This is a genomic window from Streptomyces sp. WAC00040, from assembly GCF_056835925.1.
On the sequence record NZ_JAKQZE010000001.1, the window covers coordinates 168,166 to 189,554 of the forward strand.

Consider the following 21,389-nt stretch of genomic DNA (forward strand, 5'->3'; position numbering starts at 1 on the left):
CGCCCACTACTCCGCCTCGCTCGCGATCGCGTTGACTGCGGCGGCCGCCATCGCGCTGCCACCGCGGCGGCCGCGCACCACCAGGTGCTCGAGGCCCAGCGGGTGCGCGGCGAGCGCCTCCTTGGACTCCGCGGCGCCGATGAAACCGACCGGCACACCGATGACGGCCGCCGGCCGCGGCGCGCCCTCCTCGATCATCTCCAGCAGCCGGAACAGCGCCGTGGGCGCGTTGCCGACGGCGACGACGGACCCCTCGAGACGGTCGCGCCACAGCTCGAGGGCGGCGGCGGAGCGGGTGGTGCCGAGCTTCGCGGCCAGTTCCGGCACCGACGGGTCGGACAGCGTGCAGACCACGTCGTTGTCGGCGGGCAGCCGCTTACGGGTCACGCCGCTGGCGACCATCTGCGCGTCGCACAGGATCGGCGCGCCGGCCCGCAGGGCCTCGCGGGCACGCACGACGACGTCGGGGCTGTGGACGAGGTCGGTGACGAGATCGACCATCCCGCAGGCATGGATCATGCGGACCGCGACCTGCGAGACCTCGGCCGGCAGCCCGGCGAGGTCCGCCTCGGCGCGGATCGTGGCAAAGGACTGGCGGTAGATCTCCGCGCCGTCCTTCTCGTACTCGAACACGGTGCTCTCGCTCACTTCGTCGGGGTGGTGATGGTGCGCGCCGCCGCGAGGGCGTCGGCGAGTTCTGGAAGGGCCTGACGGCCGGGGAGTTCGTCGGTGCCGGTGCCGCGTACGGCCAGGTCGTAGCGTCCGTCGCCGGTCGCGACCACGTCGACCCAGGTGCCGCGGGGGTGACCGCAGCGGCGCTCGCAGCCCGACCAGTACACGGGCAGCCCGCCCGCGCCGGCGGCCAGGTGGGCGGTGGCGTCGGCCCGCACGTCCGCGAGCGACTTGGCGCAGCCGGGCCGCCCGGTGCAGGCGCCGACGCCGAGCCAGGGCGAGTCGGGACCGGTGACGAGCCCGGCGTCGGCCAGCACGGCCAACTGCTCGGGCCCGGCGCCCGGCACGACGACCCCACGCCACGGAGTGACGCGCAACTCGCCGGTGCCGTGCGCCTGGGCGACCCGGGCGAGCGCCCGCCAGGCACCCACGGACAGCCGTCCGAACGGCACACCGACACTCACCCCGCCGACGCCCCGCCCGCCGCCCGCCACGGGCCCGGGCCGGGGCCCCGGTACCTCCGGCCCCACCGGTGTTCGAGGCGCGGGGGGCGGGGGGCGGAGCCCTCGCCGGGAGGCCGTCGCGCACTCGAGGGCGTCGGAGCCGACCGGGTCCACGGAAGCGACCGGACCGGAAAGGCAACCCCGCCACACCGCCGCGTCCGCCAACTCGGAGCCGCCGCCCGGTAGTTCCCGCACCCGCCATGCCCTGGTGCCCGCCGCGGACGCCGCGTCGAGGAACGCCTCCGCGGCAAACAGCATCGCGCGAGGGCCGTCCTCTGCGCGGACCCGCGCCGACGCCGCGCCGACCGTCATGCGCACCTCCGCGCCGCCCGGTTCTGCGAGCAACATCACATCGGCGGCGAGCTCCGCCATGTCCCCCCGGCCGTCGTCCAGCGCGAACAGGAAGCGCCCCGACAGCTCCGGCGCACGCTCGCTCGCGCACAGCAGCGCGTCCAGGTCCCGTACCAGCGGCTGGACGTCCAGGTGCCCGCGCCCGTCGAGCCCGGAAAGCGGGGACGCCACGATGTTGCGGACGCGTTCGTGACCGGGCGCGGGCAGCAGCCCGGCCGTGTCCAGCAGCTCCGCCAACTCCCCGCCGCAGCCCGGTCCGAGGCCCCGCAGCTGGAGGTTCCCGCGTGAGGTGATGTCCAGCGCGCCGTCGCCGAGCCGCTCCGCCGCGTCGGCGAGCGCGTACGCCTGGGCGGCGCTCACGGCGCCCGCCGGGACGCGGACGCGCGCCAGCGCGCCGTCGTCCGCGGTGTGCAGACGCAGCGCGCCGGGGCAGGCATCACCGCGGTCCCGGACGGGAGTTACGAGAGCTTCGTCCCTGTTCGGGCGGTTCGAGGGGGCCGGAGGCATGGCGGCGAGCATACCGACCATCACACAAGGTGCCTGCTCCGAGCGCCCTACCGGGGACGGGAGGGCCCCTACTATGCTGCTCGGCGGGCCAAACGGCCCACCACCGCCGAAGACGGCGTCAGGGGAGGAAGCCCGGTGAGATTCCGGCGCGGTCCCGCCACTGTGAGCCCGGCAGCAGCGCAGCACACGCGCACGCGGCCGGGTGAGCCAGGAACTCCCGCCGTCTTCCACCGCCCGGGGCGCGGAAACCCCGAGGAAGGCCAGACGCCGCATGCTGCATTCGTCCGAAGGACGCCCCGCGCACCCGAGCATCCTGCTCCTGTCGACGTCCGACACCGACCTGCTGAGCGCACGGGCGGCGGCCGGCCCGGTCCCGTACCGCTTCGCGAACCCGTCGCGCCTCGCGCTCGAGGAGCTGCCCGCCCTGCTGGAAGGCACGGACCTCGTCGTCGTACGTCTCCTCGGCGGCCTGCGTGCCTGGCAGGACGGCATCGACCTGCTCCTGGCCCAGGAGCGGCCCGTCGTGGTCCTGACCGGTGAACAGGCGCCCGACGCCCAGCTGATGGAGGCGTCCACCGTCCCGATCGGCATCGCGGCGGAGGCCCACGCCTACCTGGCGCACGGCGGCCCTGCCAACCTGGAGCAGCTGGCCCGGTTCCTGTCGGACACCGTGCTGCTGACCGGTCACGGCTTCGAGCCCCCGGCCGCCGCCCCGACCTGGGGCCGCCTCGCCCGGACCCCGCGCCGCGAGGTCACCGGCGGCCCGCTGATCGCGGTGCTCTACTACCGGGCCCACCACATGAGCGGCAACACCGCCTTCGTGGACGTCCTGTGCGGCGCGATCGAGGACGCGGGCGGCCGCGCGCTGCCGCTGTACGTGGCCTCCTTGCGGGCCCCGGAACCGGAACTGCTCGAGCAACTGGCCGCCGCCGACGCCCTGGTGACCACGGTCCTCGCGGCCGGCGGCACCCGCCCCGCGGACGCGTCCGCGGGCGGCGACGACGAGTCCTGGGACGCGGGCGCCCTCGCCGCGCTCGACGTGCCGATCCTTCAGGCGCTGTGCCTGACAGGGTCCCGCGCCGCGTGGGAGGAGAGCGACGAGGGCCTGTCCCCGCTGGACGCGGCCGGCCAGGTCGCCGTACCCGAGTTCGACGGGCGGCTCATCACCGTCCCGTTCTCCTTCAAGGAGATCGACGAGGACGGGCTGCCTTCGTACGTCGCCGACGAGGAGCGCGCCGCCCGGGTCGCCGGCATCGCCGTCCGCCACGCCCGCCTGCGCCACATCCCGAACGCCGACAAGCGCCTCGCGCTGGTGCTGTCCGCGTACCCGACCAAGCACTCCCGTATCGGCAACGCGGTCGGCCTGGACACCCCCGCCTCCGCCGTCTCCCTGCTGCGCCGGCTGCGCGAGGAGGGTTACGACTTCGGTGACGAGGCGGTGCCCGGCCTCGAGTCCGGCGACGGCGACGAGCTGATCTACGCGCTCATCGAGGCCGGCGGGCACGACCAGGAGTGGCTGACCGAGGAGCAGCTCGCCCGCAACCCCGTGCGCATCCCGGCGGCGGACTACAAGCGCTGGTACCAGGCGCTGCCCGCCGAGCTGCGCTCCTCCGTGGAGGAGCACTGGGGTCCGCCGCCCGGTGAGATGTTCCTCGACCGGTCCCGCAATCCCGAGGGCGACATCGTGCTCGCCGCGCTGCGCCGCGGGAACCTGCTGATCCTCATCCAGCCGCCGCGCGGCTTCGGCGAGAACCCGATCGCGATCTACCACGACCCCGATCTGCCACCCTCGCACCACTACTTGGCGGCCTACCGCTGGATCGCGGCGTCCACGGACGACGGAGGCTTCGGCGCCGACGCGATGATCCACCTGGGCAAGCACGGCAACCTGGAGTGGCTGCCGGGCAAGAACGCGGGCCTGTCCGCGGCGTGCGGCCCCGACGCCGCCCTCGGCGACCTGCCGCTCGTCTACCCGTTCCTCGTGAACGACCCCGGCGAGGGCACGCAGGCCAAGCGCCGCGCGCACGCGACGCTGGTCGACCACCTGGTCCCGCCGATGGCGCGGGCCGAGTCGTACGGCGACATCGCGCGCCTGGAGCAACTGCTGGACGAGTACGCGCAGATCTCGTCCATGGATCCGTCCAAGCTGCCCGCGATCCGCGCCCAGATCTGGACCCTGATCCAGGCCGCGCGGCTCGACCACGACCTGGGCCTGGACGACCGCCCGGACGACGACGGCTTCGACGACTTCCTGCTGCACGTCGACGGCTGGCTGTGCGAGGTCAAGGACGCGCAGATCCGCGACGGCCTGCATGTGCTGGGCGGCGCCCCGACCGGCCCCGAGCGGGTGAACCTGGTCCTGTCCATCCTCCGTGCCCGCCAGATCTGGGGCGGCTCGCAGTCCCTGCCCGGTCTGCGCGAGGCCCTCGGGCTGGACGAGTCCGCGGCGACGCGTACCACCGCCGACGAGGCGGAGGCCACCGCCCGTGCCCTCGTCGAGGCGATGGAGGCCGCCGGCTGGGACCCGGCCGCGGTGCCGGCGGACCTCGGCGAGGACGTCGAGGCGATCCTGCGTTTCGCCGCCCTCGAGGTCGTACCGCGCCTGGCCCGTACGACCGACGAGCTCGACCACGCCGTCCACGCGCTGGCCGGCGGTTTCGTTCCCGCCGGGCCGTCCGGGTCGCCGCTGCGCGGGCTGGTCAACGTGCTGCCGACCGGCCGCAACTTCTACTCCGTCGACCCGAAGGCCGTGCCGTCGCGTCTGGCGTGGGAGACCGGCCAGGCGCTCGCGGACTCGCTGATCGAGCGTTACCGCACCGACAACGGCGAGTACCCGGCCTCCGTCGGCCTGTCCCTCTGGGGCACCAGCGCCATGCGCACCGCCGGCGACGACGTGGCCGAGGCGCTGGCGCTGCTCGGCATCCGGCCCGTGTGGGACGACGCGTCCCGCCGTGTCACCGGCCTCGAGCCGGTCCCGCCGGCAGAACTGGGCCGCCCCAGGATCGACGTCACCCTGCGCATCTCCGGTTTCTTCCGCGACGCGTTCCCGCACACCATCGGCCTGCTGGACGACGCCGTCCGCCTCGCCGCCTCCCTGGACGAGCCGGACGGGTCCAACTACATCCGCGCCCACGCGCGCGCCGACCTGGCCGAGCACGGCGACGAACGCCGTGCCACGACCCGGATCTTCGGCTCCCGGCCCGGCACGTACGGCGCCGGCCTGCTCCAGCTGATCGACTCCCGCGACTGGCGCACGGACGCCGACCTCGCCGAGGTGTACACGGTGTGGGGCGGCTACGCCTACGGCCGCGGCCTGGAGGGCCGCCCGGCCCGCGCCGAGATGGAGACCGCCTACAAGCGCATCACCGTCGCCGCGAAGAACACGGACACGCGCGAGCACGACATCGCCGACTCCGACGACTACTTCCAGTACCACGGCGGCATGGTCGCCACGGTCCGCGCCCTGCGCGGCACGGCCCCCGAGGCGTACATCGGCGACTCCACCCGGCCGGAGACGATCCGAACCCGCACCCTCGTCGAGGAGACGTCCCGCGTCTTCCGCGCCCGTGTCGTCAACCCCCGCTGGATCGAGGCGATGCGCCGCCACGGCTACAAGGGCGCCTTCGAACTGGCCGCCACGGTCGACTACCTCTTCGGCTACGACGCGACGACGGGTGTCGTGGCGGACTGGATGTACGACAAGCTCACGCAGACGTACGTCCTCGACCCCGAGAACCGCGCCTTCCTCCAGCAGGCCAACCCGTGGGCCCTCCACGGCATCGCCGAACGGCTCCTCGAGGCGGAGTCCCGCGGCATGTGGGCCAAGCCGGACCCTGCGGTGCTGGAACAGCTCCGCCAGGTCTTCCTGGAGACCGAAGGCAACCTGGAGGACGACGACGCCTGACGGCCGGCGGCCGGTCGGCGGGTGCGTCGGGCGCCCGCGGCCGGCCTGCACGTCTACGGCTCGGACAGCTCCAGGGTCCAGTCGCCGTCGGCGGTCACATTGACGTAGTACGGCCCGGCGCCGGCCATCTGGGCGACGGCGGAGCCGTCGAAGTCCCCTGTCTCGTTGAAGACGAGGTCCTGCGCCCTGCCCTTCGCGTCCAGCACCGTGACGGCGAAGTCGTTCCCCGCTCTGTGGCTCGCCCGCACCGCGACGTTCTTGTCCGCCGCGAAGGGTCCCACGACGTGATCCCCGGTCCCCGTGGAACTCTGGGGCAGTTCCGCCGCAGGCCGGTCGGGGGGCTGCGTGATCTCGACTCTCCACGGAGCGTCCGCGTCGACCAGGAGAGCGTGGTCGCCGGCCTGCACCCCGGCGGCCCTGGACCCGCTGTAAGGGCCGACCCGGTCGGCGACGACATCCCTGACCTGTTGCTTGTCGTCGAGCAGCTCGACGATGAAGTTCCCCTTGCAGGACGGGCACTCGGCCCGCAGGACGGCCAGACCACCGGTCAGCGCGAAGGCCTTCGTCACCTGGGCCTCCGTGCCGCTGAGCTCGATCGGCGGCGGAGCGGACGGCGTCGGCTGCGCCACGCTCCGGCCGGCCGCGACAGCGGACGGCGCGTGACCGGCGCCGCCTGCGGCCATGACCACGCCGACCATGACGATCAGGGCGACCAGGGCCCGGGTGAGCACCACGCACCCACGCGCGCCCCCGGCCGACGCAGGCTCCCACGGTCCGTGCCGGTCCGCCATGCCCGACTCCTTCCGTTGCCCGCCGATGCCCCAGCAACCGCCGACCCCACCTCCACGATCCGCCGCCCACCGCCCCCCGCAACTCGAACCATCCCGCCCCCCGGCACAGCCGCCCGCCCCGACCCGGCCGCTCCTGCCCGGGGCATGCGCGTACCGTGACGGCTCACTTCCCGGCGTCACCCCGGCCGCGGTCGACCTCCTACGCGGACGCCGCGGCGACGCAGAATTCGTTGCCCTCCGGGTCCGCCATCACGATGTGGTGCCCGTCGAACGTCTCGATGACACTGCCGCCCGCCTCGACCAGCCGCTGGGACGTCGCCCGGACGCGGGCCCAGCGCTCCTCCGGAGTGCCGTGGCCCGGCACGCGGACGTCGAGGTGGAGGCGGTTCTTCGCCGTCTTCGGCTCCGGCACCTCGAGGATCGACAGGCGCGGGCCGGTGCCGTCCGGGGCGCACAGCCATGCCCTGTCGTCCGCCGAGTCGTCCTCCGGCAGGTCGAACTGGGCGAGCCACTCCTCCCGCGTCCTGTACGGGGCGGGCGGCGGCTCGTCGATGTACCCGAGGGCCGTCTTCCAGAACGCGGCGAGGAGCTGCGCGTCGGCGCAGTCGAGGGTCAGGTCGAAGGTGACTGTCATGCGGGCGACGGTAACGGCCGCCCACGGCAACGCCCCCGGCGTTCCACGGCGCACCCAAAGGCCCCAAAGGCCCCGGCCCCTGGCCGTTTCACGACCGGCGGCAGGGGCACCCGGCCGCCGATGGACCAGGACATGGACGGGAAGACCACGTCGAGTCTCCGCGGGGCCACGTGTGCCCGACCGCCCCCGGCGCCCCCGCCCCGACGCCGCGCGCGGCGGAAGTTCGTGACGAGGAGACCCTGAGGAGATTCCCATGAAGATCGGCATCATCGGCGCCGGCCGCGTCGGCTCGACCCTGGCCCGTCATTTCGTACGCATCGGCCATGACGTGGTCATCAGCAACTCCAGGAACCCTGAGACGCTCGCCGGGCTCGTCGACGAGATCGGCGGCACCCTGCGGGCGGTCACGGTCGAGCAGGCCGCGACGTTCGGGCAGGTCGTCGTGGTCAGCATTCCGTACGGCCGGTACAAGGAGCTGCCGAAGGACGCGCTCAAGGACAAGGTGGTGATCGACACCTGCAACTACTACGCGCAGCGCGACGGCCACGACGCCGAGCTCGACGACGACCGCACGACCTCCAGCGAGAAGATCCGCGCCCATACGAACGCCAATGTGGTGAAGGCGTTCAACGCGATCCACTGGGAGAACCTCCGTGACCGCGGCCGGCCCAAGGGGGACCCCGGCCGGTTGGCGATTCCCATCTCCGGGACCGATACGGAGGCCAAGGGCGTGGTCGCCGGTCTGATCCGGGACATCGGCTTCGCCCCCGTCGACGCCGGCGACATCGGGCGGGGCGGCCGCACTCATCAGCCGGGGGCCCGCCTCTACGGCGCCGAGCTGACCGCGGAGGAGGCGAACGACCTCCTCAGGGCGGGGGCCGCGACCTGAGCCGGGGTCCGCTGCTCGATCTGCCTGCCCGCGGCCCGGCGCCGCTCCCGTTTGGGAGGCCCGCGGCGTGCTACCCGTCCTGCGCGCGCCGCCCTGGCGCCGCCGCCGCACACGATGAGGAGATGACGATGGCCATGACCACGTCCGCCAAGGACATGCTGAACACCTATCCCGCCGACCTCGGCGGCGTCGACCCGGACGCCATGAGCCGCTGCATCGAGGCGTGCGCCGCCTGCGCACAGGCGTGTACGGCCTGCGCCGACGCCTGCCTCTCCGAGGGCATGGTCGGCGACCTGACGAAGTGCATCCGCACCGACATGGACTGCGCCGACATCTGCACCGCCACCGCGGCCGTCCTGTCGCGCCACACCGGCTACGACGCGAACATCACCCGAGCGATCGTGCAGGCGTGCGCGGTCGCCTGCAAGGCCTGCGCGGACGAGTGCGCGAAGCACGCCGACATGCACGAGCACTGCCGGCTCTGCGCCGAGGCGTGCCGGACCTGTGAGCAGGCGTGCAACGAACTTCTCGCCACCCTCGGATGAGACGACTCCGCCGCCGCGCAAGGGCGTCGGGGACCGGGCGGACCCGGCGGACAGGCGGACGGGTACGGGACGGCCGTGAGCGCCGACCCGGCCGTCCGTTCCGCTCCCGCCCGTAAATGCCTTGCTCTCGCGGCGAGTTGAACGCGAGGCGGGCTCCCGGGCAACGAGCCGTCCCTCGGCCGATTGGTCTAGGTTGGGACCTGGTCGAGGAATCGTTTCGCGCCCAGGAGGCCCACTCGTGTCAGAACACGACCCCCAGCTCGCCGCCGCCGCAGACATACGCGCCCGGATCGACACGAGCAAGCCCCATTCCGCCCGTTTCTGGAACTACTTCGTCGGCGGCAAGGACCATTACGAGATCGACCGCGAAACCGGCGACCACATCAAGAGCATTTTTCCGGGCCTCGTCGACGTGGCTCGCACGAGCCGCCAGTTCCTGGGACGCGCGGTCCGGCATCTCGCGGGCGAGCAGGGCATCCGCCAGTTCCTCGACATCGGCACCGGCCTGCCCACCGCCGACAACACCCACGAGGTCGCGCAGCGCGTCGCCCCCGACTCGCGGATCGTGTACGTCGACAGCGACCCGCTCGTGCTGGCGCACGCCCGGGCCCTGCTCACGAGCACGCCCGAGGGCAGAACGGCTTATCTGGACGCCGATCTGTACGCCCCCGAGGAGATCCTCAAGGCCGCCGGGGGCACGCTGGACATGTCCCAGCCGGTCGCGTTGATGATCCTCAACACGCTCGGCCACGTCGCCGACCACGACCGGGCGCGGGACGTGGTGAACCGGCTGATGGCGGGTCTCCCGTCGGGCAGTTACCTCGTGATCAGCGACAGCACCGCCACCAGCCCGGGCATGATCGCGGCGTCCGAGGCGTACAACGCGAGTGGCGCGGTGCCGTATTACGTGCGGAGCGTCGACGAGATCGCCGCGTTCTTCGACGGCCTGGAGGTGGCGGAGCCCGGAGTCGTCCAGGTGACGCAGTGGCGCCCGGAGTCCGACGACGCGGCCGACACGACGGCCGTGGACGCGTACGGCGCGGTGGGCCGCAAGCCGTAGCGGAGTGGAGCGGGAACGACGCCGCCGTCCCCGACTCCCGGGGACGGCGGCGCTGCTACCGCCCTTGGGCGGACGGCCGTTCAGGGAAGGGCTGCCCCGGGACGGCCTTCCTCAGGAGGGCCGGCGGAACAGCGCCGACCAGAGGAAGGCCTCGCCGAAGCAAGGGGACCCGTCCGGTTCGTCGCGCATACGACGCAGCTCGACCTCCTCCAGGTCGGAGAAGATCCACCGCAGCGACTCGGGCGTGTAGGCGAGGCCGCCGTGCAGCCGGGACTGGCCGTAGAAGTCCGCGTCGGGCAGTTCGGATCCCATCGCGCCCGACGCGAAGCAGGTGAGGGCGAAACGACCGCCGGGGGCGAGGACCCGGTCGAGGAGCCGGCGGTAGCTGACGCGCCGGTGGGGCGGCAGATGGTGGAAGCAGCCCGAGTCGTAGATCAGGTCGTACGGGCCGCCGAATTCGACCGGGTCGAGAGCGAAGGCGTCACCGCGGTGGAACCGGACCGCGCTCCCGGCGCCGGCCTCGCGTGCACGTTCCTCGGCCCAGGAGATCGCCACCGGCGAGAGGTCGACGGCGTCCACCTGGAAGCCCAGTGCGGCGAGATGCAGGGCGTTGCGGCCTGGGCCGCAGCCCAGATCGAGGGCCCGGCCCGGGGTGATCAGTCCCCTGTCGAGGTACGAGACCAGGTTCTCGTCGGGCTTCGCCACGAAGAACGGCACGGACTTGGAACGGTCGCTGTAGAAGCCGTCCCACCAGTCGGCCGCACCCTCGGTCCAGCGGTCGGCCTCCGGTGCGAACAGTCCGTCCAGGAGCTTCATGACGTCGTCGACCGTACGTATGCCCCGGTCCATCGGGACCCCCTTTCAACGATGGTCGAACGCTACGGCCGAACAGCACGGAAGCCCAGCTCAGAGCCGGTGCGAGCGGTCTTCGGAAAGCCTCTGGGCGGGTGCCCTGGGGGCTGTCGGCCAGACGGTCGAGCCCTGCCCCGCGCCGCGCGCGCACGTCGCCGGACGATGCCGCCGAAGGCGCTGAGGACGGCAGAACGGCGGACGCCGGAGCGGGTTTTCCGGGCGGCACGGCGGGCATTCCGCTCCATCACGTGGCGCCGCTAGTCAATTTTGACTACTCTCGCCGCATGACCGCGAAGACCATCCCTCTGCTCCCCTGCCACGCGATCCGGCCGGTGGTCGACTTCTACTCAGCGCTGGGCTTCGGGACGACCTTCTTCCAGAAAAGCCCTTACCCGTACGCGGTCGTGGAACGCGGCCCGGTCCAGCTGCAGTTCTTCGCCATGAAGGGGTACAACCCCGAGGAGTCCTACTCCGGCTGCTACATCGTCACGGACGACGTCGACGGCCTCTACGCCGCCTTCCGCGGCGGCCTCAAGGCCGCCTACGGGAAGATCCCCGGCCGCGGACTGCCGCGGATAGGGCCGCTGAAGGACATGTCCTACGGGATGCGGCAGTTCCTGATGACCGATCCCGGCGGCAACAGCATCCGCGTCGGCCAGGAGATCAGGGAAGCCGGCGTCCAGGAGCAGAGCCGGGACCACGACGCGCACGGGAAGGGGAACGACGCCGGGAAGGAGGGCGCGGAACCGGACGGCGGCCACCGACAGCCGGTCCCCGACGGGAGGTTCGCGCGGGCGCTGCGCACAGCCGACCTCTTCGTCGATTCCAAGCAGGACCTGCCGGGCGCAGCGAAGATCATCGACCACGCCCTGCGACTCGACGGCGAGCAGCCCGATCCCCCGCAACTGCTGCGCCTGCTGGTGCTGCGCGCGGACGTCGCGCACCGGCTCGGCGACGAGGAGACGGCTGAGCGCATGCTGGCACAGGCCGCCGGGCTCGAGCTCGGCGCGGACGAGCGCGCCTTGGCCCGCGACGCCCTCGCACGTCTCAGCGAACTCCGGCCCTGACCGTCCCGGCCGGCTTCCGGCGACCGCGCCGGGCGCCGCCCAGCAAGGGGCCGTACCCCGGCCGGCCGCTCCCCGGATGCCTCCGGCCCGGGGAGGCGGCAAGGTGGCCTTCGCCAGGACCTTCTCCGACCGGACGAGGAGCGCTCGTGTCCGTGACCCCTTACCGGCATGCCGCCGTCGCTGCCGGGACCGTGCTCCTCGCCCTCACCGCCGCGGGCTGCTCCGGCCTCGACCGCACCGCCGTGGGCACGCTCACGTACGAGACCGGCCACGAACACCACACGACGGTCACCAGCCCCAAGGTCGTCGGCTGCCACCACTTCGAGCCCCCGGGCGCAGTCGCGGTCGAGAACGAGACGGAGACCGACGCCATCGTCTACCCGACGGACGACTGCTCCGGCGGCGAGTCGATCTACATCCCGTCGCTGACGTCCGACGTCGCGGCACCGGGCGCGGGTCCCTGGCTGAGCTACAGCTTCGTCCACTAGCCGCGGCCCGCCGGCGGCCCGGCAGGGGGACGCTCGGAAGGAGCTCAGAAGAGGACCCGGGCCGCGTCGAGGGCCGCAGCGGCGTCCTTGTCCCCCTCGTACACCAGCTCGCCGCGCGCGGGCCGCCCCGACACGTGGCGGGCGAAGGCGATCGCGTCCGCCCGCAGGACGACGTCGGGCGGGCCGCTGCCCAGCCGATGACGGCCGCCGGCCGGGCCCGACAGTTCCAGCAGGCACGGCGGCCCGGTCCAGCCGAGCGCCAGGTCCAGCACGATCTGGTTCACGATCTCGCGGTCATGGTCGTCGAGGACCAGCTCGACGCCTGTGGCGTCGCTGATGTCCACGCGGTGCATCCACGTGTCGCGGGTGATCAGGACACTGTTCAGGTAGTCCATCGAGTCCTCGGGGAGCGCCTTCCCCTCGGGAAAGATCATGCTGACCCGCATCCGCTTCCGGATCGGGCCGGGCATACGGCGCAGGGAGCGGACGCCCCTGGGGGCGATGCGGGCGAATTCGGCGGCCAGTGCCGGACCCGGCACGTCGCTGCGTTCCTCGACCTGGCGGGCGTTGTGACCGTCGAGCGGGCCGAGACCGGGGTGTTCCTGCCGGCCGCGCCGCCTTCGACTGATCATGAGCCACGGCTTGGGCAACTCCTCGTACTGCCCGACCTCGTGGGCGACCATGTCGCGGACCGTCCAGCCCGCGCAGGCCGTGGGCCGGGACCATGCCTGGGGTTCGTCGCCGAGCGCGCGCATCGTCGCGAGCGAGGCACGTATTTCCGCCTCGTTCACCTCGCGTGCCCGCGCGGCGGAGGTCCGGGGGATCTCCCGCGCGGAGACAGTGGGCGTGGCCATCGTGCACCTCCTCAAGCCCCCGCTCTCAGGCTACGCCGGGCCCCCGTACCCTCAACCCGGCCCGTCAGCACCGCCGCACCGCTCACGCGCGGCCACGTACCGTCGCACCGTCCTGCTGCCGTTCCTGGGCGTGGCCCGCTCTGCATGCGACGAGGCCTGCCGCTGCATCGCCTGTACGGGCCGCGGTACCGCTATGCCCCGGCCGCGCGTCGGCCGAGGACGGGCTCGGCCAGCAGTCTGGCCATTCCGCAGAGCGTCTGGCCGTGCCGGGCGAAGAGTTCGTCGCGCGAGTCGAAGTGCCCGAGGTCCGCGAGGACGTGGGCCGAGAGGTCGCAGGGCGCGCCGGTGGACGGGCAGGCCGTCGACCCGTCCCAGTCGATCGCCGTCCGGGACAGCGCCTCGAAGAGCGTCTCCGCGCCGGCGTTGGTGAAGCCGCCGCCCGGAGCGCCACTCAACTCGCCGAGTCCCCCGAAGAGTTCCGAGACCGTCAGCCATGGCGCCGCAGGGTGCCCGTCCGGCGAGAGGCCGTCGATCCGGAATTCCGGCCATGCGAGGAGGACCTGGTCGGGGACGATCTGGTGCAGCCGGGGAAAGCGCGGATACCAGAACGTTCCGTCGACCACGAGTCCGCGCACCCGTGTGGCGACCCCGGACGCCCGCGCGACGGATTCCAGGACGGCCAGTCGCTGGCTGCAGGAACCCCGGCCTCGGCGCAGGACTTCCGACACCGGCCGCTCGTCCTGCACCGAGTACACCGGCCGTACGGCTTCGGCTATCCACCGATGAGCCCTCCGCAGGGCCTGCACCTGGTCCGCGGCGGCGTTCTCCGGAGCCGACGCGGTCGTCGTGCCGAGGCCGCGGACGAGCGCGGCAACACCGGGGTGCCGCCAGTCGAGGATCCGCGTCGGCGCCGTGCTGCCCTCGGAGATTCCCGTGCGGGCCATACGCGCACGGACACGGCCACGCGGCCGGAGAAGCGAACTCGTCATCCTACGAAGTCCTTTCGTCCAGCGCCGGGTGTCCACGGCCGGCCGGATACATCGTGGCAGAGTTTTTGAACGCGCTCAACCATGTCGTCGGCGGCCCACCCGGGCACCGGCCGCCCCGCCGCCCGGGCCGCCTGAGGGCGTGGCGCGAGCGGGCCGCCGTCGACGGGACCGGCGGCCGCCTGCCCCGGGCCTGTTACGACCGCCCGGCGGCGACCTGCGCGCCCACCACGTCCAGGGCCGCTCCCCACGGGTACGTGCCCGCCCCCTCCTGCCCCTGCCCCTGGCCCCGTGCCTGGCCCGGCTCGTGCGGGGCGAGGCCGTCCTCGCCGTAGCCGTACAGGACCGATACGCCGGCCGAGCGCAGCGTCTCCACAGATCTTTCGAACTGCGGGTGCCTGGCGAACGCGGCATTCACGCAGGGCACCGCCACCGTCGGGACTCCCCTGCCGATCGCTTCCGCAGCGGCTCCCACCACGAACGACGAAGTGAGGCCCAGGGCCCACGCGTTGAGACTGTTGAACGTCACCGGCGCGAACAGGACCGCGTCGGCCGACGGCCAGATCTCCGGCTCTCCGGGCCGGTCGTAGGCGAAACGGACGGGGTGGCCGGTGAGCACCGCCAGCCCGTCGAGGCTGGGCTCCAGCCAGCGCGCGGCGTCGGGCGTCAGGCCGAGACATACGTCCCACCCGCCGGCCTGCGCCTGCTCGATCACCTGAGCGACGTCGAACACGGGAGGCGCGGCGGAGCAGAAAAGATGCAGTGTCGTCCTCGTCATGCACTCCATCCGATCACACGCCTGTGCGCGTCCAGGAGCGCGATCCCGTACGCCCCCGGGATCGCTTCATGATCTTCACCACCTCCCGCCCCGGCCCGGCATGCCAGGATGCGCGGTACGGGCATGGCAGGATCAGGGGCTCGTGGACGCGGCGCTCGCGCAGCTGAACCGCCGGTGGCCCGCCGACGAGCCGGGCGGGGCCGCCGCGCTCCGGCTGGACGACGGCGGGGTAATCACCAGCGTCGGCCTCGACAACCTGAACGGCGGGGTTTCCCTCTGCCACGAGACCGGCGCGATCTGCCAGGCGTACACGCTGAACCGGCGGGTCACGGCGTCGGTCTGCGTCTACCGGGACCCGGAGCGGGACCAGGTACTGATCCTGTCTCCGTGCGGCATCTGCCTGGAACGCCTCGCCATGTGGGGCCCCCAGGTCCAGGTCGCGGTCCCGGACGCCGGCTCGACGACGGGATGGCGCGCCCGTACGCTCCGGGACGTCAACCCGTACTACTGGGCCTCGCAGTTCACGGACGACGGCATGTGGCCGTCACGGAAGTCCCACTCCGGATAAGGCGTTCGGCGGAATCGGGAATCCGCCGCCCTCAATTGATCGTTCAGGCAACATGGCTGTCATCCACCGCACCACCATGACCCCCGGCAAGCTGGAACTCCTCGCCGCCTGGCTGCCCACGCGGCCCTGGTACGAGGGCACGGCGAGCGGGCCTGAACTGTCCAACGCCGGCGGATTCCGCCTCGACGACCCCAAGGGGGAGGTGGGCATCGAGTTCATGGTGGTCACCGACACCTCCGGCGACCGGCAGCGCTCGTACCACGTACCTCTCAGCTACCGCGGTGCGCCGCTCGAGGGAGCCGCCGCGGCCGCTCTCATCGGCACGTCCGAGCACGGCGTTCTCGGCACGCGCTGGGTGTACGACGGGACTCATGACCCGGTCCTCGTCGAGCAGTTGCTCGCTCTCGTCGAGGGCAACGCCGAGCCGCAGGCGCAGAGCGTGAGCGACACACCCGACCCCTCGGTCACCGCGCACCTCGCCGGAGCCCCGCTCCCGCCCATGGTCACGCCGGCGCCGGTCACCGACGACGAGCACGGGACACACCTTGCGGTGTCCCCCGGCCTGGTCCTCCACGTGACCCGCCGCCTGGACCCCGTCGCTCCCACACCGGACGCGAGGGCCCACGTCACCGCGAGCTGGCATACCCCGGACGGCGCCGAGAACCGCTCCCGGTTCGCCGTCCTCGGCGACGCGACTTCCTGACGCACGGGGCAACGCCGGTCGCCTCCACCGCCTTCACGGCCGGTGCGCCCCGGAAACGTGGCGTCTCCCGGGCCTCCTCTCACCATGCGCGGCGGGCGCAGCCGGCCCACTGCGGATGCGCTCGCAGAGGCAGCGGGCGCCGCAGGCGGATGCCTCGGGCCGTGGCGGGTGGACCGGCCACGGCCCGAGGTCCACTCCAGGGGCGACTCTGCTGCTCACTGGTGCTGCGGGCCGCCCGCAGCGCGGGCCTTGGCAGCCATCCGAATCTGCTCGGTGTTCAACCCGGCCTGTTCGGTAAGCGTCGCAAGGTCGAAATAGATCGTCTCGCCGGCCATGAGACCGCCCTTGAACGGGACGACGTTGGCGAACTGCACGGCGAAAGACCCACCGCTCGGAGGTACGCCCAGCCAGGCGCCACCGCTCGTCCCGCGCAACGTGCCCCAGACCACGAGAACATCGTCCCCGAAGGCGATGCCCTGGTCGTCGGGGCTGAGATCCGGGAATGCGGTGAAGTACCCCATGTAAGCGGCTCGGGCCGCTTCTCTGCCGTCACTCCGCAACCCGAGCGGCACCGTCTCGAGGAAACAGTCTTCGGCGAACGTGGCGAGGATGGCGTCATAGTCCCGGGCCGCTTCGGCCTCACGGTGAGCCTCGAAAAGGCGGAGCATCGCATCGCGGTCCATGCTGCCCTCCGTCCTTGAGGTCTCCTTCCAGCCTATGGCCGTGACCTGCGTGGCGCCTCACATCACCCGCCCGCCGACCGGCCGGCGCACCGTGTCCGGCGTGGCACTTCCCTGGCTACCGGACGACGCCGAACGCCTGCCGCCGCAGCGGCGGACGAACTACGCAGCCACGTGCAGGGAGCAGCGCCTGCACTCCGGGCAGACGGCGAAGGCCCTCGCCATGATCGGCGAGGGGCCTTCGCGCGCCGGCGGGCGTTGGACGGTTCGGCACCGTCGGCATCCGCCGTGTCGTCGATCCTCAGCTCTGGCCGGCCCGGTCGGCGGCGGCGACCGCAGCGGCCGCACCCGGCTCGACCAGTTCCGGCTTCGGTCCGCGTCGCGGCGACGGCAGGCGCACCGACGCGGTCTTCCGCTCCCACACTCTGGTGGTCCGTACGTAGCCGTAGACCACCGAGCTCGTCGCCAGCATCATCAGCGGCCCGAACACCCACGGTTGCTCGGCCATCTGCACCGACAGATAGCGGTACGACACCAAGAGCGCGGCGAAGACCGCGGTGCCGTAGGCGACCATCTGGACACCCGGCCGGTCCCAGCCGCGGTCGAGCGCGCGCAGAGCCGTCTCGATCGTGAGCGTGAAGACCACACCGGCGATGATGTCCGCGCCGTAGTGGTAGCCGAAGCCGAGCGTCGCGCCGAGCGTGGCGATCAGCCAGAACGCTCCCAGGCAGCGCAGGGCCCATGGGCCCTTGAGGGAGTGGATGAAGATCGCGGTGGCCCACGCCGTGTGCAGACTGGGCATGCAATTGCGCGGAGGAGTTCCGTCGAAGAGCATCGGCTGCGGGTCACCGACCGGCGGCGGCGTGTGCGGCCACAGATCGGCCACCGCCCACTGTCCCCCGTCGGCACCGTAGACGAAGATCGGTCCGACCACCGGGAAGATCATGTAGATGCCCGGCCCGAGCAGGCCGATGGCCAGAAACGTGCGCACCAGATGATGGCCCGGGAAGCGGCGCTCGGCCGCGACGTTGCGCAGCTGGTACAGCGCGACGACGACCGCGGCCACCGCGAGCTGAATGTAGACCCAGTCGAGGACATGGGCGCCGACCGGGCCGGTGGCCTCGACGATCCGGCCGACCACCCAGGACGGATCGCCCAACGCGCGATCGGCGGTCGCCACGTACTGGTCGAGCACGGTCGGGCGCGTCTCCGACGTGATCAGCAGCCAGGTGTAGCCGGTCTTGCGGCCGGCCACCAGCAGCAGGGCCAGTCCGACGCCTTTCAGCAGCAGGGCGCGGTCACGGCCGGTACGGCGCGTGACGGCGATGACGGCACAGGCCAACGTCACCCACAACGCGCCGTTGCCGACCATCATCTTGGCGTCGACAGCCCACCGCACAACCCAGAAGACGGCGTCGATGCCGATCGCGGCGCCGAGCGCGATGAACCGCTGCCGCCAGGTCAGCACCACCATCATCAATGCCATGCTGACGTACAGCACCGTCCCCGACCTGGGGGCGAATATCACTTCGCGCGCCTGGTCGGTGATCGGCCCTCGCTCGCCGTACCGACGCGCGGCGATCTCCAGTGCGATGAGGAAACCGAGGCCCACCGCACTCACCGCGACCCACAGCAGGACGCGTGGCTGACGCCACGCATCGAACCGAGGGCTACCGCCTCGCCGCGAAGACCCTCGCGTTGATGTGGATATCAATTTTTCAACCGATTTGTGATATTCCGACATGATCGTTATGAGCTCGAACATGCTAGCGGAAAAAGCGGGTTTCGCTCATCACTGGTACGTCAATCCAGCAATCGGCTCGCCTTTCGCCCGGAGCCCGCTCCGGAGCCGGGCTGCCGCAAGCCCTCGGCCCACGTGTTTCGTCTGATCCACAAGGTCCGATGGTTTCGATGGCCGGTTTTCGACGTCTCGTTACCGTCATCGGATCGTCGGAGTGACATTGGCGCGTCGGAGGGGACGGCCGGCTCCGGCCGGGAAGCCGTTGAGGACGTGGGACCGGTGCCGGCGATGCGCGTCGCCGCCCCCCGGGACCCCCGGCCGGAGCCGGCAGCGCAAATGAGCACCGGCGCCGGACGGCAGCGCCGACGGAGCGAAGGAGATTCGCCATGAGCAAGGTCGTACTGGACGTGTCTATGTCCCTGGACGGGTTCACGGCCGGACCGCACGTCCGGGAGGAGGAACCCATGGGCGACGGCGGCGAGCAGCTGCACGAGTGGATGGCCGGGAAGGGACCTGACGGCGGGGTCGACATCCGCATCCGCCAGGAATTGGACGCGTCGGTGGGGGCCACCATCATCGGACGACGCACTTTCGACCTCGGCCTCCGCCCGTGGGGCGGCACGCCGTGGCGCGGTATCCCCGGCTTCGTGGTCACCCACCGGACCAGGGAAGACCTCCTCGGCGACAACGGCGGAACGTTCGCCTTCGACGGGCTGCACGCCGCGGCCCGGCGCGCCAAGGAAGCCGCGGGTGACAAGGACGTCCTCGTGCTGGGTGCCACCGTCGCCCGGCAGCTGCTCAGGGCGGGCCTGCTGGACGAGGTGCGCATCCACCTCGTCCCTCTGCTGATGGGAGAGGGCACACCGCTGTTCGCCGGGGAGCAGGCCGAGCTGATCCCCCACGGGCAGCCCGTCGCGGGGTCCGTGACCCACCTGCGTTACGCAGTTCCGAAGCCGTGACGCCCCTCACCGGCTCGGACTCTGCAGAGTGAGATCGGCTCCTTGAGCGTGGCCTTCCCCAGGAGACTGCAGACATTCCGCCCGGAGGAAGTACGGGCCGGGGAAGTTGACTTGGTCGGCATGACGAGCCAGATCATCACGCTGGTGGGCGTCCTCTCGGGTGCCCTCCTGTCCTTCGTCGCCACGCACTGGGCCGAACGGACAAAGTTCCGGCAGACCCTCGCCACGCGCTGGGACGAACGCAAGCTGGATGCCTACATCCAGTACATATCGTGCGTGAAGGAGGAAGTTCGGACCGCTCGACAGGGCTGTGGAGGCCTGCGAACGAGGCGACGACAACACCGAAGCACTCGCCGAGATGGAGGCGGCAGAAGCCAGGCGCTCCGTGCTCTTCGAAGGCCTCATTCTGCTGAGCGACGATGCCGCCGCCGATGCCGCCAGAGCGGTCAACGAGAGAACGTGGAACCTTCTGGAGTGGGCGCGTCACCCCGGCCCTGAAATGAGCGCGCAGCAGCGCGAGTTGAGCAGTCTCGTCATCGAAGCGCTCAACGTGCTCCACATCGCGGCCCGACGGGATCTCGCGATGCACAACCCAAGCGCCGCCCTCGGGCGCCGGCGGACACGCGCTCTGTGAGGTCGCAGGCACATCTTTCTCGCGACCACCAAGATCCGGTGCCTACCCTGCAGTTGTTCGTTTGCCCTCTCGCGGCGGGCGGCCCCGCCGATATGAGCTAAGGAACAGTTCGTCGGCGATCAGGTCCGGTCTCTCAACGCCGCGTATGCCCGCTCGACCTCGCCCAGGTACTGCGCCAGGCTGAAGCGAACTTCCTCGATGGGCCTGCCGTCGGGGCCGGGGTACATCAGGCCGGACCAGACGACCCTCTCGCCCCGCAGCATGACCCGGATCGTCAACCTGCCCGGCCCTGGCTCTGGCTGCTCCTGGGCCGCCACCTCCACCTGGCACGGTATATCCGTCGGGTAGAGCGGTCCGCCGGGGCCGAGCAGTTGCGCCGGAGCCGGGCCGGCCATACGGGGGCAGCCCGCTCGACAGATTCATGCTTCTGGACCACAACGGCCAGGAGCGCTGGTCCGCACGAGACATGCAGGTGCTCTGCGGGTACAGCAAGTGGCAGGAGTTCGAGAAGGTCATCAACAAGGCGCAGCTGGGGGTCTCCAACAGCGGCTCACCCCGCACGATCACTTTACGGGCGCCCGTGAAGTGATCTCGGGGGGCCGCTGGGGACGCCAGGAGGTCAACGACTTCCGGCTCACGCGCTTCGCCGCCTACCAGGTTGCCCTCGCGGGCGACGCGGCCAAGCCGGAGATTGCCGCAGCCAAGACGTACTTCGCGGTTAAGACCCGCGAGGCCGAGCTGGCGCAGCAGCAGGCGGCCGATGTCTCCAGCCCCGAGGGCATCCTCGCCCTTGCCGAAAAGTACGTGGAGGCCGCACGTGAGCTCGTGTCCACGAAGAAGGAGCTCGCCGTCGCCAAGCCCAAGGCGAACAAGTGGGAGGCGTTCTGCAACGACGAGGGCCTTATCGAACTCGACGTGGCAGCCAAGGTGTTCAGCCGGATCACGGGCGGTCTGGGGAGCACGAGATTCATGGAGCGCCTGCGGGACGAGGACATCCGGTTCCTTCAGGTGCAGAACCCGGGCGTCCCGTGCGAGGTCCACATTCAGGCGGGGCCGAGGTCAAGTTCGTACCCGCGAACTTCAAGATGGTCGAGCAGACCTTCCTGACCCACCGAGGCATGGACTGGCTGGCCAGCAAGTTCGGCTCGGGAGACGAAATGCTGCCGGCCGCGTGATGCCTGCACCACCCAACACCTGCACACCACCATCAGTACGACCAAGGA

General features: G+C 71.7%; 22 protein-coding genes and 1 riboswitch. Of the genes, 11 read left to right on the forward strand and 11 right to left on the reverse strand.

Going from position 1 to position 21,389, the window contains the following annotated elements:
* Positions 1-6 precede the first annotated feature (6 nt).
* Positions 7-648: a precorrin-8X methylmutase gene (locus MDN94_RS00815; protein ID WP_441262776.1), complete on the reverse strand. Its 642-nt coding sequence runs from the start codon at positions 646-648 to the stop codon at positions 7-9.
* A complete protein-coding gene (gene cobG, locus MDN94_RS00820) occupies positions 645-2,033 on the reverse strand; it encodes a precorrin-3B synthase (RefSeq protein WP_482724088.1) in 1,389 nt (462 codons plus the stop codon). Before cobG ends, MDN94_RS00815 begins: the two co-directional genes overlap by 4 nt.
* 124 nt (positions 2,034-2,157) lie before the next feature.
* A riboswitch (cobalamin riboswitch) is annotated at positions 2,158-2,250 on the forward strand.
* A 54-nt stretch (positions 2,251-2,304) separates the two neighbouring features.
* Here cobG and cobN point away from each other — a divergent pair.
* Positions 2,305-5,937 (forward strand): cobaltochelatase subunit CobN, encoded by a 3,633-nt coding sequence (cobN, locus tag MDN94_RS00825; protein WP_482724089.1) that lies wholly within the window; start codon positions 2,305-2,307, stop codon positions 5,935-5,937.
* A gap of 53 nt (positions 5,938-5,990) precedes the next feature.
* Here cobN and MDN94_RS00830 read toward each other — a convergent pair whose 3' ends face one another.
* Complete coding sequence (locus MDN94_RS00830) at positions 5,991-6,728, reverse strand: hypothetical protein (RefSeq protein ID WP_482724090.1); 738 nt, start codon at positions 6,726-6,728, stop codon at positions 5,991-5,993.
* 199 nt (positions 6,729-6,927) lie between these two features.
* Complete coding sequence (locus MDN94_RS00835; RefSeq protein WP_482724091.1) at positions 6,928-7,362, reverse strand: VOC family protein; 435 nt, start codon at positions 7,360-7,362, stop codon at positions 6,928-6,930.
* A 253-nt stretch (positions 7,363-7,615) separates the two neighbouring features.
* Here MDN94_RS00835 and MDN94_RS00840 point away from each other — a divergent pair, with 253 nt between their 5' ends.
* The 3 genes from MDN94_RS00840 to MDN94_RS00850 all read left to right on the forward strand — a co-directional run bounded on the left by MDN94_RS00840 (position 7,616) and on the right by MDN94_RS00850 (position 9,856).
* A complete protein-coding gene (locus MDN94_RS00840; protein ID WP_482724092.1) occupies positions 7,616-8,251 on the forward strand; it encodes an NADPH-dependent F420 reductase in 636 nt (211 codons plus the stop codon).
* Between the two features lie 134 nt (positions 8,252-8,385).
* Positions 8,386-8,796 (forward strand): four-helix bundle copper-binding protein, encoded by a 411-nt coding sequence (locus MDN94_RS00845; RefSeq protein WP_482726963.1) that lies wholly within the window; start codon positions 8,386-8,388, stop codon positions 8,794-8,796.
* 238 nt (positions 8,797-9,034) lie between these two features.
* Positions 9,035-9,856 carry an SAM-dependent methyltransferase gene (locus MDN94_RS00850; RefSeq protein ID WP_482724093.1) on the forward strand — a complete coding sequence of 274 codons (822 nt, stop codon included), beginning with the start codon at positions 9,035-9,037 and terminating at the stop codon, positions 9,854-9,856.
* Between the two features lie 111 nt (positions 9,857-9,967).
* On the opposite strand, the gene MDN94_RS00855 is transcribed toward MDN94_RS00850, so the two are convergent.
* A complete protein-coding gene (locus tag MDN94_RS00855; RefSeq protein ID WP_482724094.1) occupies positions 9,968-10,705 on the reverse strand; it encodes a class I SAM-dependent methyltransferase in 738 nt (245 codons plus the stop codon).
* A 287-nt stretch (positions 10,706-10,992) separates the two neighbouring features.
* On the opposite strand from MDN94_RS00855, the gene MDN94_RS00860 reads away from it, so the two are divergent.
* Together MDN94_RS00860 and MDN94_RS00865 are read left to right on the forward strand one after the other, a co-directional pair.
* Positions 10,993-11,775: a VOC family protein gene (locus MDN94_RS00860; protein WP_482724095.1), complete on the forward strand. Its 783-nt coding sequence runs from the start codon at positions 10,993-10,995 to the stop codon at positions 11,773-11,775.
* Positions 11,776-11,921: 146 nt separating this feature from the next.
* Positions 11,922-12,263 carry a hypothetical protein gene (locus MDN94_RS00865; RefSeq protein WP_482724096.1) on the forward strand — a complete coding sequence of 114 codons (342 nt, stop codon included), beginning with the start codon at positions 11,922-11,924 and terminating at the stop codon, positions 12,261-12,263.
* Between the two features lie 44 nt (positions 12,264-12,307).
* Here MDN94_RS00865 and MDN94_RS00870 read toward each other — a convergent pair whose 3' ends face one another.
* The 3 genes from MDN94_RS00870 to MDN94_RS00880 form a co-directional block, all read right to left on the reverse strand.
* Positions 12,308-13,117 carry a maleylpyruvate isomerase family mycothiol-dependent enzyme gene (locus MDN94_RS00870; RefSeq protein WP_482724097.1) on the reverse strand — a complete coding sequence of 270 codons (810 nt, stop codon included), beginning with the start codon at positions 13,115-13,117 and terminating at the stop codon, positions 12,308-12,310.
* A gap of 191 nt (positions 13,118-13,308) precedes the next feature.
* The gene (locus MDN94_RS00875) at positions 13,309-14,106 is read right to left on the reverse strand and encodes a transglutaminase domain-containing protein (protein ID WP_482724098.1); all 798 of its coding nucleotides are present in this window, start codon (positions 14,104-14,106) and stop codon (positions 13,309-13,311) included.
* Positions 14,107-14,299: 193 nt separating this feature from the next.
* Positions 14,300-14,881 (reverse strand): flavoprotein, encoded by a 582-nt coding sequence (locus MDN94_RS00880; RefSeq protein WP_482724099.1) that lies wholly within the window; start codon positions 14,879-14,881, stop codon positions 14,300-14,302.
* Positions 14,882-15,023: 142 nt separating this feature from the next.
* Between MDN94_RS00880 and MDN94_RS00885 the strand changes: the two genes are divergently transcribed.
* Both MDN94_RS00885 and MDN94_RS00890 read left to right on the forward strand, forming a co-directional pair.
* The gene (locus MDN94_RS00885) at positions 15,024-15,449 is read left to right on the forward strand and encodes a cytidine deaminase (RefSeq protein WP_482724100.1); all 426 of its coding nucleotides are present in this window, start codon (positions 15,024-15,026) and stop codon (positions 15,447-15,449) included.
* Between the two features lie 52 nt (positions 15,450-15,501).
* Positions 15,502-16,152 carry a maltokinase N-terminal cap-like domain-containing protein gene (locus MDN94_RS00890; RefSeq protein WP_482724101.1) on the forward strand — a complete coding sequence of 217 codons (651 nt, stop codon included), beginning with the start codon at positions 15,502-15,504 and terminating at the stop codon, positions 16,150-16,152.
* A gap of 215 nt (positions 16,153-16,367) precedes the next feature.
* Here MDN94_RS00890 and MDN94_RS00895 read toward each other — a convergent pair whose 3' ends face one another.
* Both MDN94_RS00895 and MDN94_RS00900 read right to left on the reverse strand, forming a co-directional pair.
* Positions 16,368-16,835 carry an ester cyclase gene (locus MDN94_RS00895; RefSeq protein WP_482724102.1) on the reverse strand — a complete coding sequence of 156 codons (468 nt, stop codon included), beginning with the start codon at positions 16,833-16,835 and terminating at the stop codon, positions 16,368-16,370.
* A 298-nt stretch (positions 16,836-17,133) separates the two neighbouring features.
* On the reverse strand, positions 17,134-18,546 hold the full coding sequence (locus MDN94_RS00900; protein WP_482724103.1) for a phosphatase PAP2 family protein: 1,413 nt from the start codon (positions 18,544-18,546) through the stop codon (positions 17,134-17,136).
* Positions 18,547-18,959: 413 nt separating this feature from the next.
* On the opposite strand from MDN94_RS00900, the gene MDN94_RS00905 reads away from it, so the two are divergent.
* Together MDN94_RS00905 and MDN94_RS00910 are read left to right on the forward strand one after the other, a co-directional pair.
* Positions 18,960-19,532 carry a dihydrofolate reductase family protein gene (locus MDN94_RS00905; protein ID WP_482724104.1) on the forward strand — a complete coding sequence of 191 codons (573 nt, stop codon included), beginning with the start codon at positions 18,960-18,962 and terminating at the stop codon, positions 19,530-19,532.
* Between the two features lie 310 nt (positions 19,533-19,842).
* The gene (locus MDN94_RS00910; protein WP_482724105.1) at positions 19,843-20,166 is read left to right on the forward strand and encodes a hypothetical protein; all 324 of its coding nucleotides are present in this window, start codon (positions 19,843-19,845) and stop codon (positions 20,164-20,166) included.
* 119 nt (positions 20,167-20,285) lie between these two features.
* On the opposite strand, the gene MDN94_RS00915 is transcribed toward MDN94_RS00910, so the two are convergent.
* Positions 20,286-20,429 carry a hypothetical protein gene (locus MDN94_RS00915; protein ID WP_482724106.1) on the reverse strand — a complete coding sequence of 48 codons (144 nt, stop codon included), beginning with the start codon at positions 20,427-20,429 and terminating at the stop codon, positions 20,286-20,288.
* A gap of 322 nt (positions 20,430-20,751) precedes the next feature.
* Between MDN94_RS00915 and MDN94_RS00920 the strand changes: the two genes are divergently transcribed.
* Positions 20,752-21,273: a phage antirepressor KilAC domain-containing protein gene (locus MDN94_RS00920; protein WP_482724107.1), complete on the forward strand. Its 522-nt coding sequence runs from the start codon at positions 20,752-20,754 to the stop codon at positions 21,271-21,273.
* Positions 21,274-21,389 lie beyond the last annotated feature (116 nt).

Bases quoted from the DNA above. Each gene is read 5' to 3' on its own strand.
- MDN94_RS00860 (WP_482724095.1), top strand. From the start codon at position 10,993: ATGACCGCGAAGACCATCCCTCTGCTCCCCTGCCACGCGATCCGGCCG.
- cobG (WP_482724088.1), bottom strand. From the start codon at position 2,033: ATGCCTCCGGCCCCCTCGAACCGCCCGAACAGGGACGAAGCTCTCGTA.
- MDN94_RS00855 (WP_482724094.1), bottom strand. From the start codon at position 10,705: ATGGACCGGGGCATACGTACGGTCGACGACGTCATGAAGCTCCTGGAC.
- MDN94_RS00870 (WP_482724097.1), bottom strand. From the start codon at position 13,117: ATGGCCACGCCCACTGTCTCCGCGCGGGAGATCCCCCGGACCTCCGCC.
- MDN94_RS00840 (WP_482724092.1), top strand. From the start codon at position 7,616: ATGAAGATCGGCATCATCGGCGCCGGCCGCGTCGGCTCGACCCTGGCC.
- MDN94_RS00890 (WP_482724101.1), top strand. From the start codon at position 15,502: ATGGCTGTCATCCACCGCACCACCATGACCCCCGGCAAGCTGGAACTC.
- MDN94_RS00835 (WP_482724091.1), bottom strand. From the start codon at position 7,362: ATGACAGTCACCTTCGACCTGACCCTCGACTGCGCCGACGCGCAGCTC.
- MDN94_RS00830 (WP_482724090.1), bottom strand. From the start codon at position 6,728: ATGGCGGACCGGCACGGACCGTGGGAGCCTGCGTCGGCCGGGGGCGCG.
- MDN94_RS00895 (WP_482724102.1), bottom strand. From the start codon at position 16,835: ATGGACCGCGATGCGATGCTCCGCCTTTTCGAGGCTCACCGTGAGGCC.
- MDN94_RS00845 (WP_482726963.1), top strand. From the start codon at position 8,386: ATGACCACGTCCGCCAAGGACATGCTGAACACCTATCCCGCCGACCTC.
- cobN (WP_482724089.1), top strand. From the start codon at position 2,305: ATGCTGCATTCGTCCGAAGGACGCCCCGCGCACCCGAGCATCCTGCTC.
- MDN94_RS00875 (WP_482724098.1), bottom strand. From the start codon at position 14,106: ATGACGAGTTCGCTTCTCCGGCCGCGTGGCCGTGTCCGTGCGCGTATG.
- MDN94_RS00915 (WP_482724106.1), bottom strand. From the start codon at position 20,429: ATGCTGCGGGGCGAGAGGGTCGTCTGGTCCGGCCTGATGTACCCCGGC.
- MDN94_RS00905 (WP_482724104.1), top strand. From the start codon at position 18,960: ATGAGCAAGGTCGTACTGGACGTGTCTATGTCCCTGGACGGGTTCACG.
- MDN94_RS00880 (WP_482724099.1), bottom strand. From the start codon at position 14,881: ATGACGAGGACGACACTGCATCTTTTCTGCTCCGCCGCGCCTCCCGTG.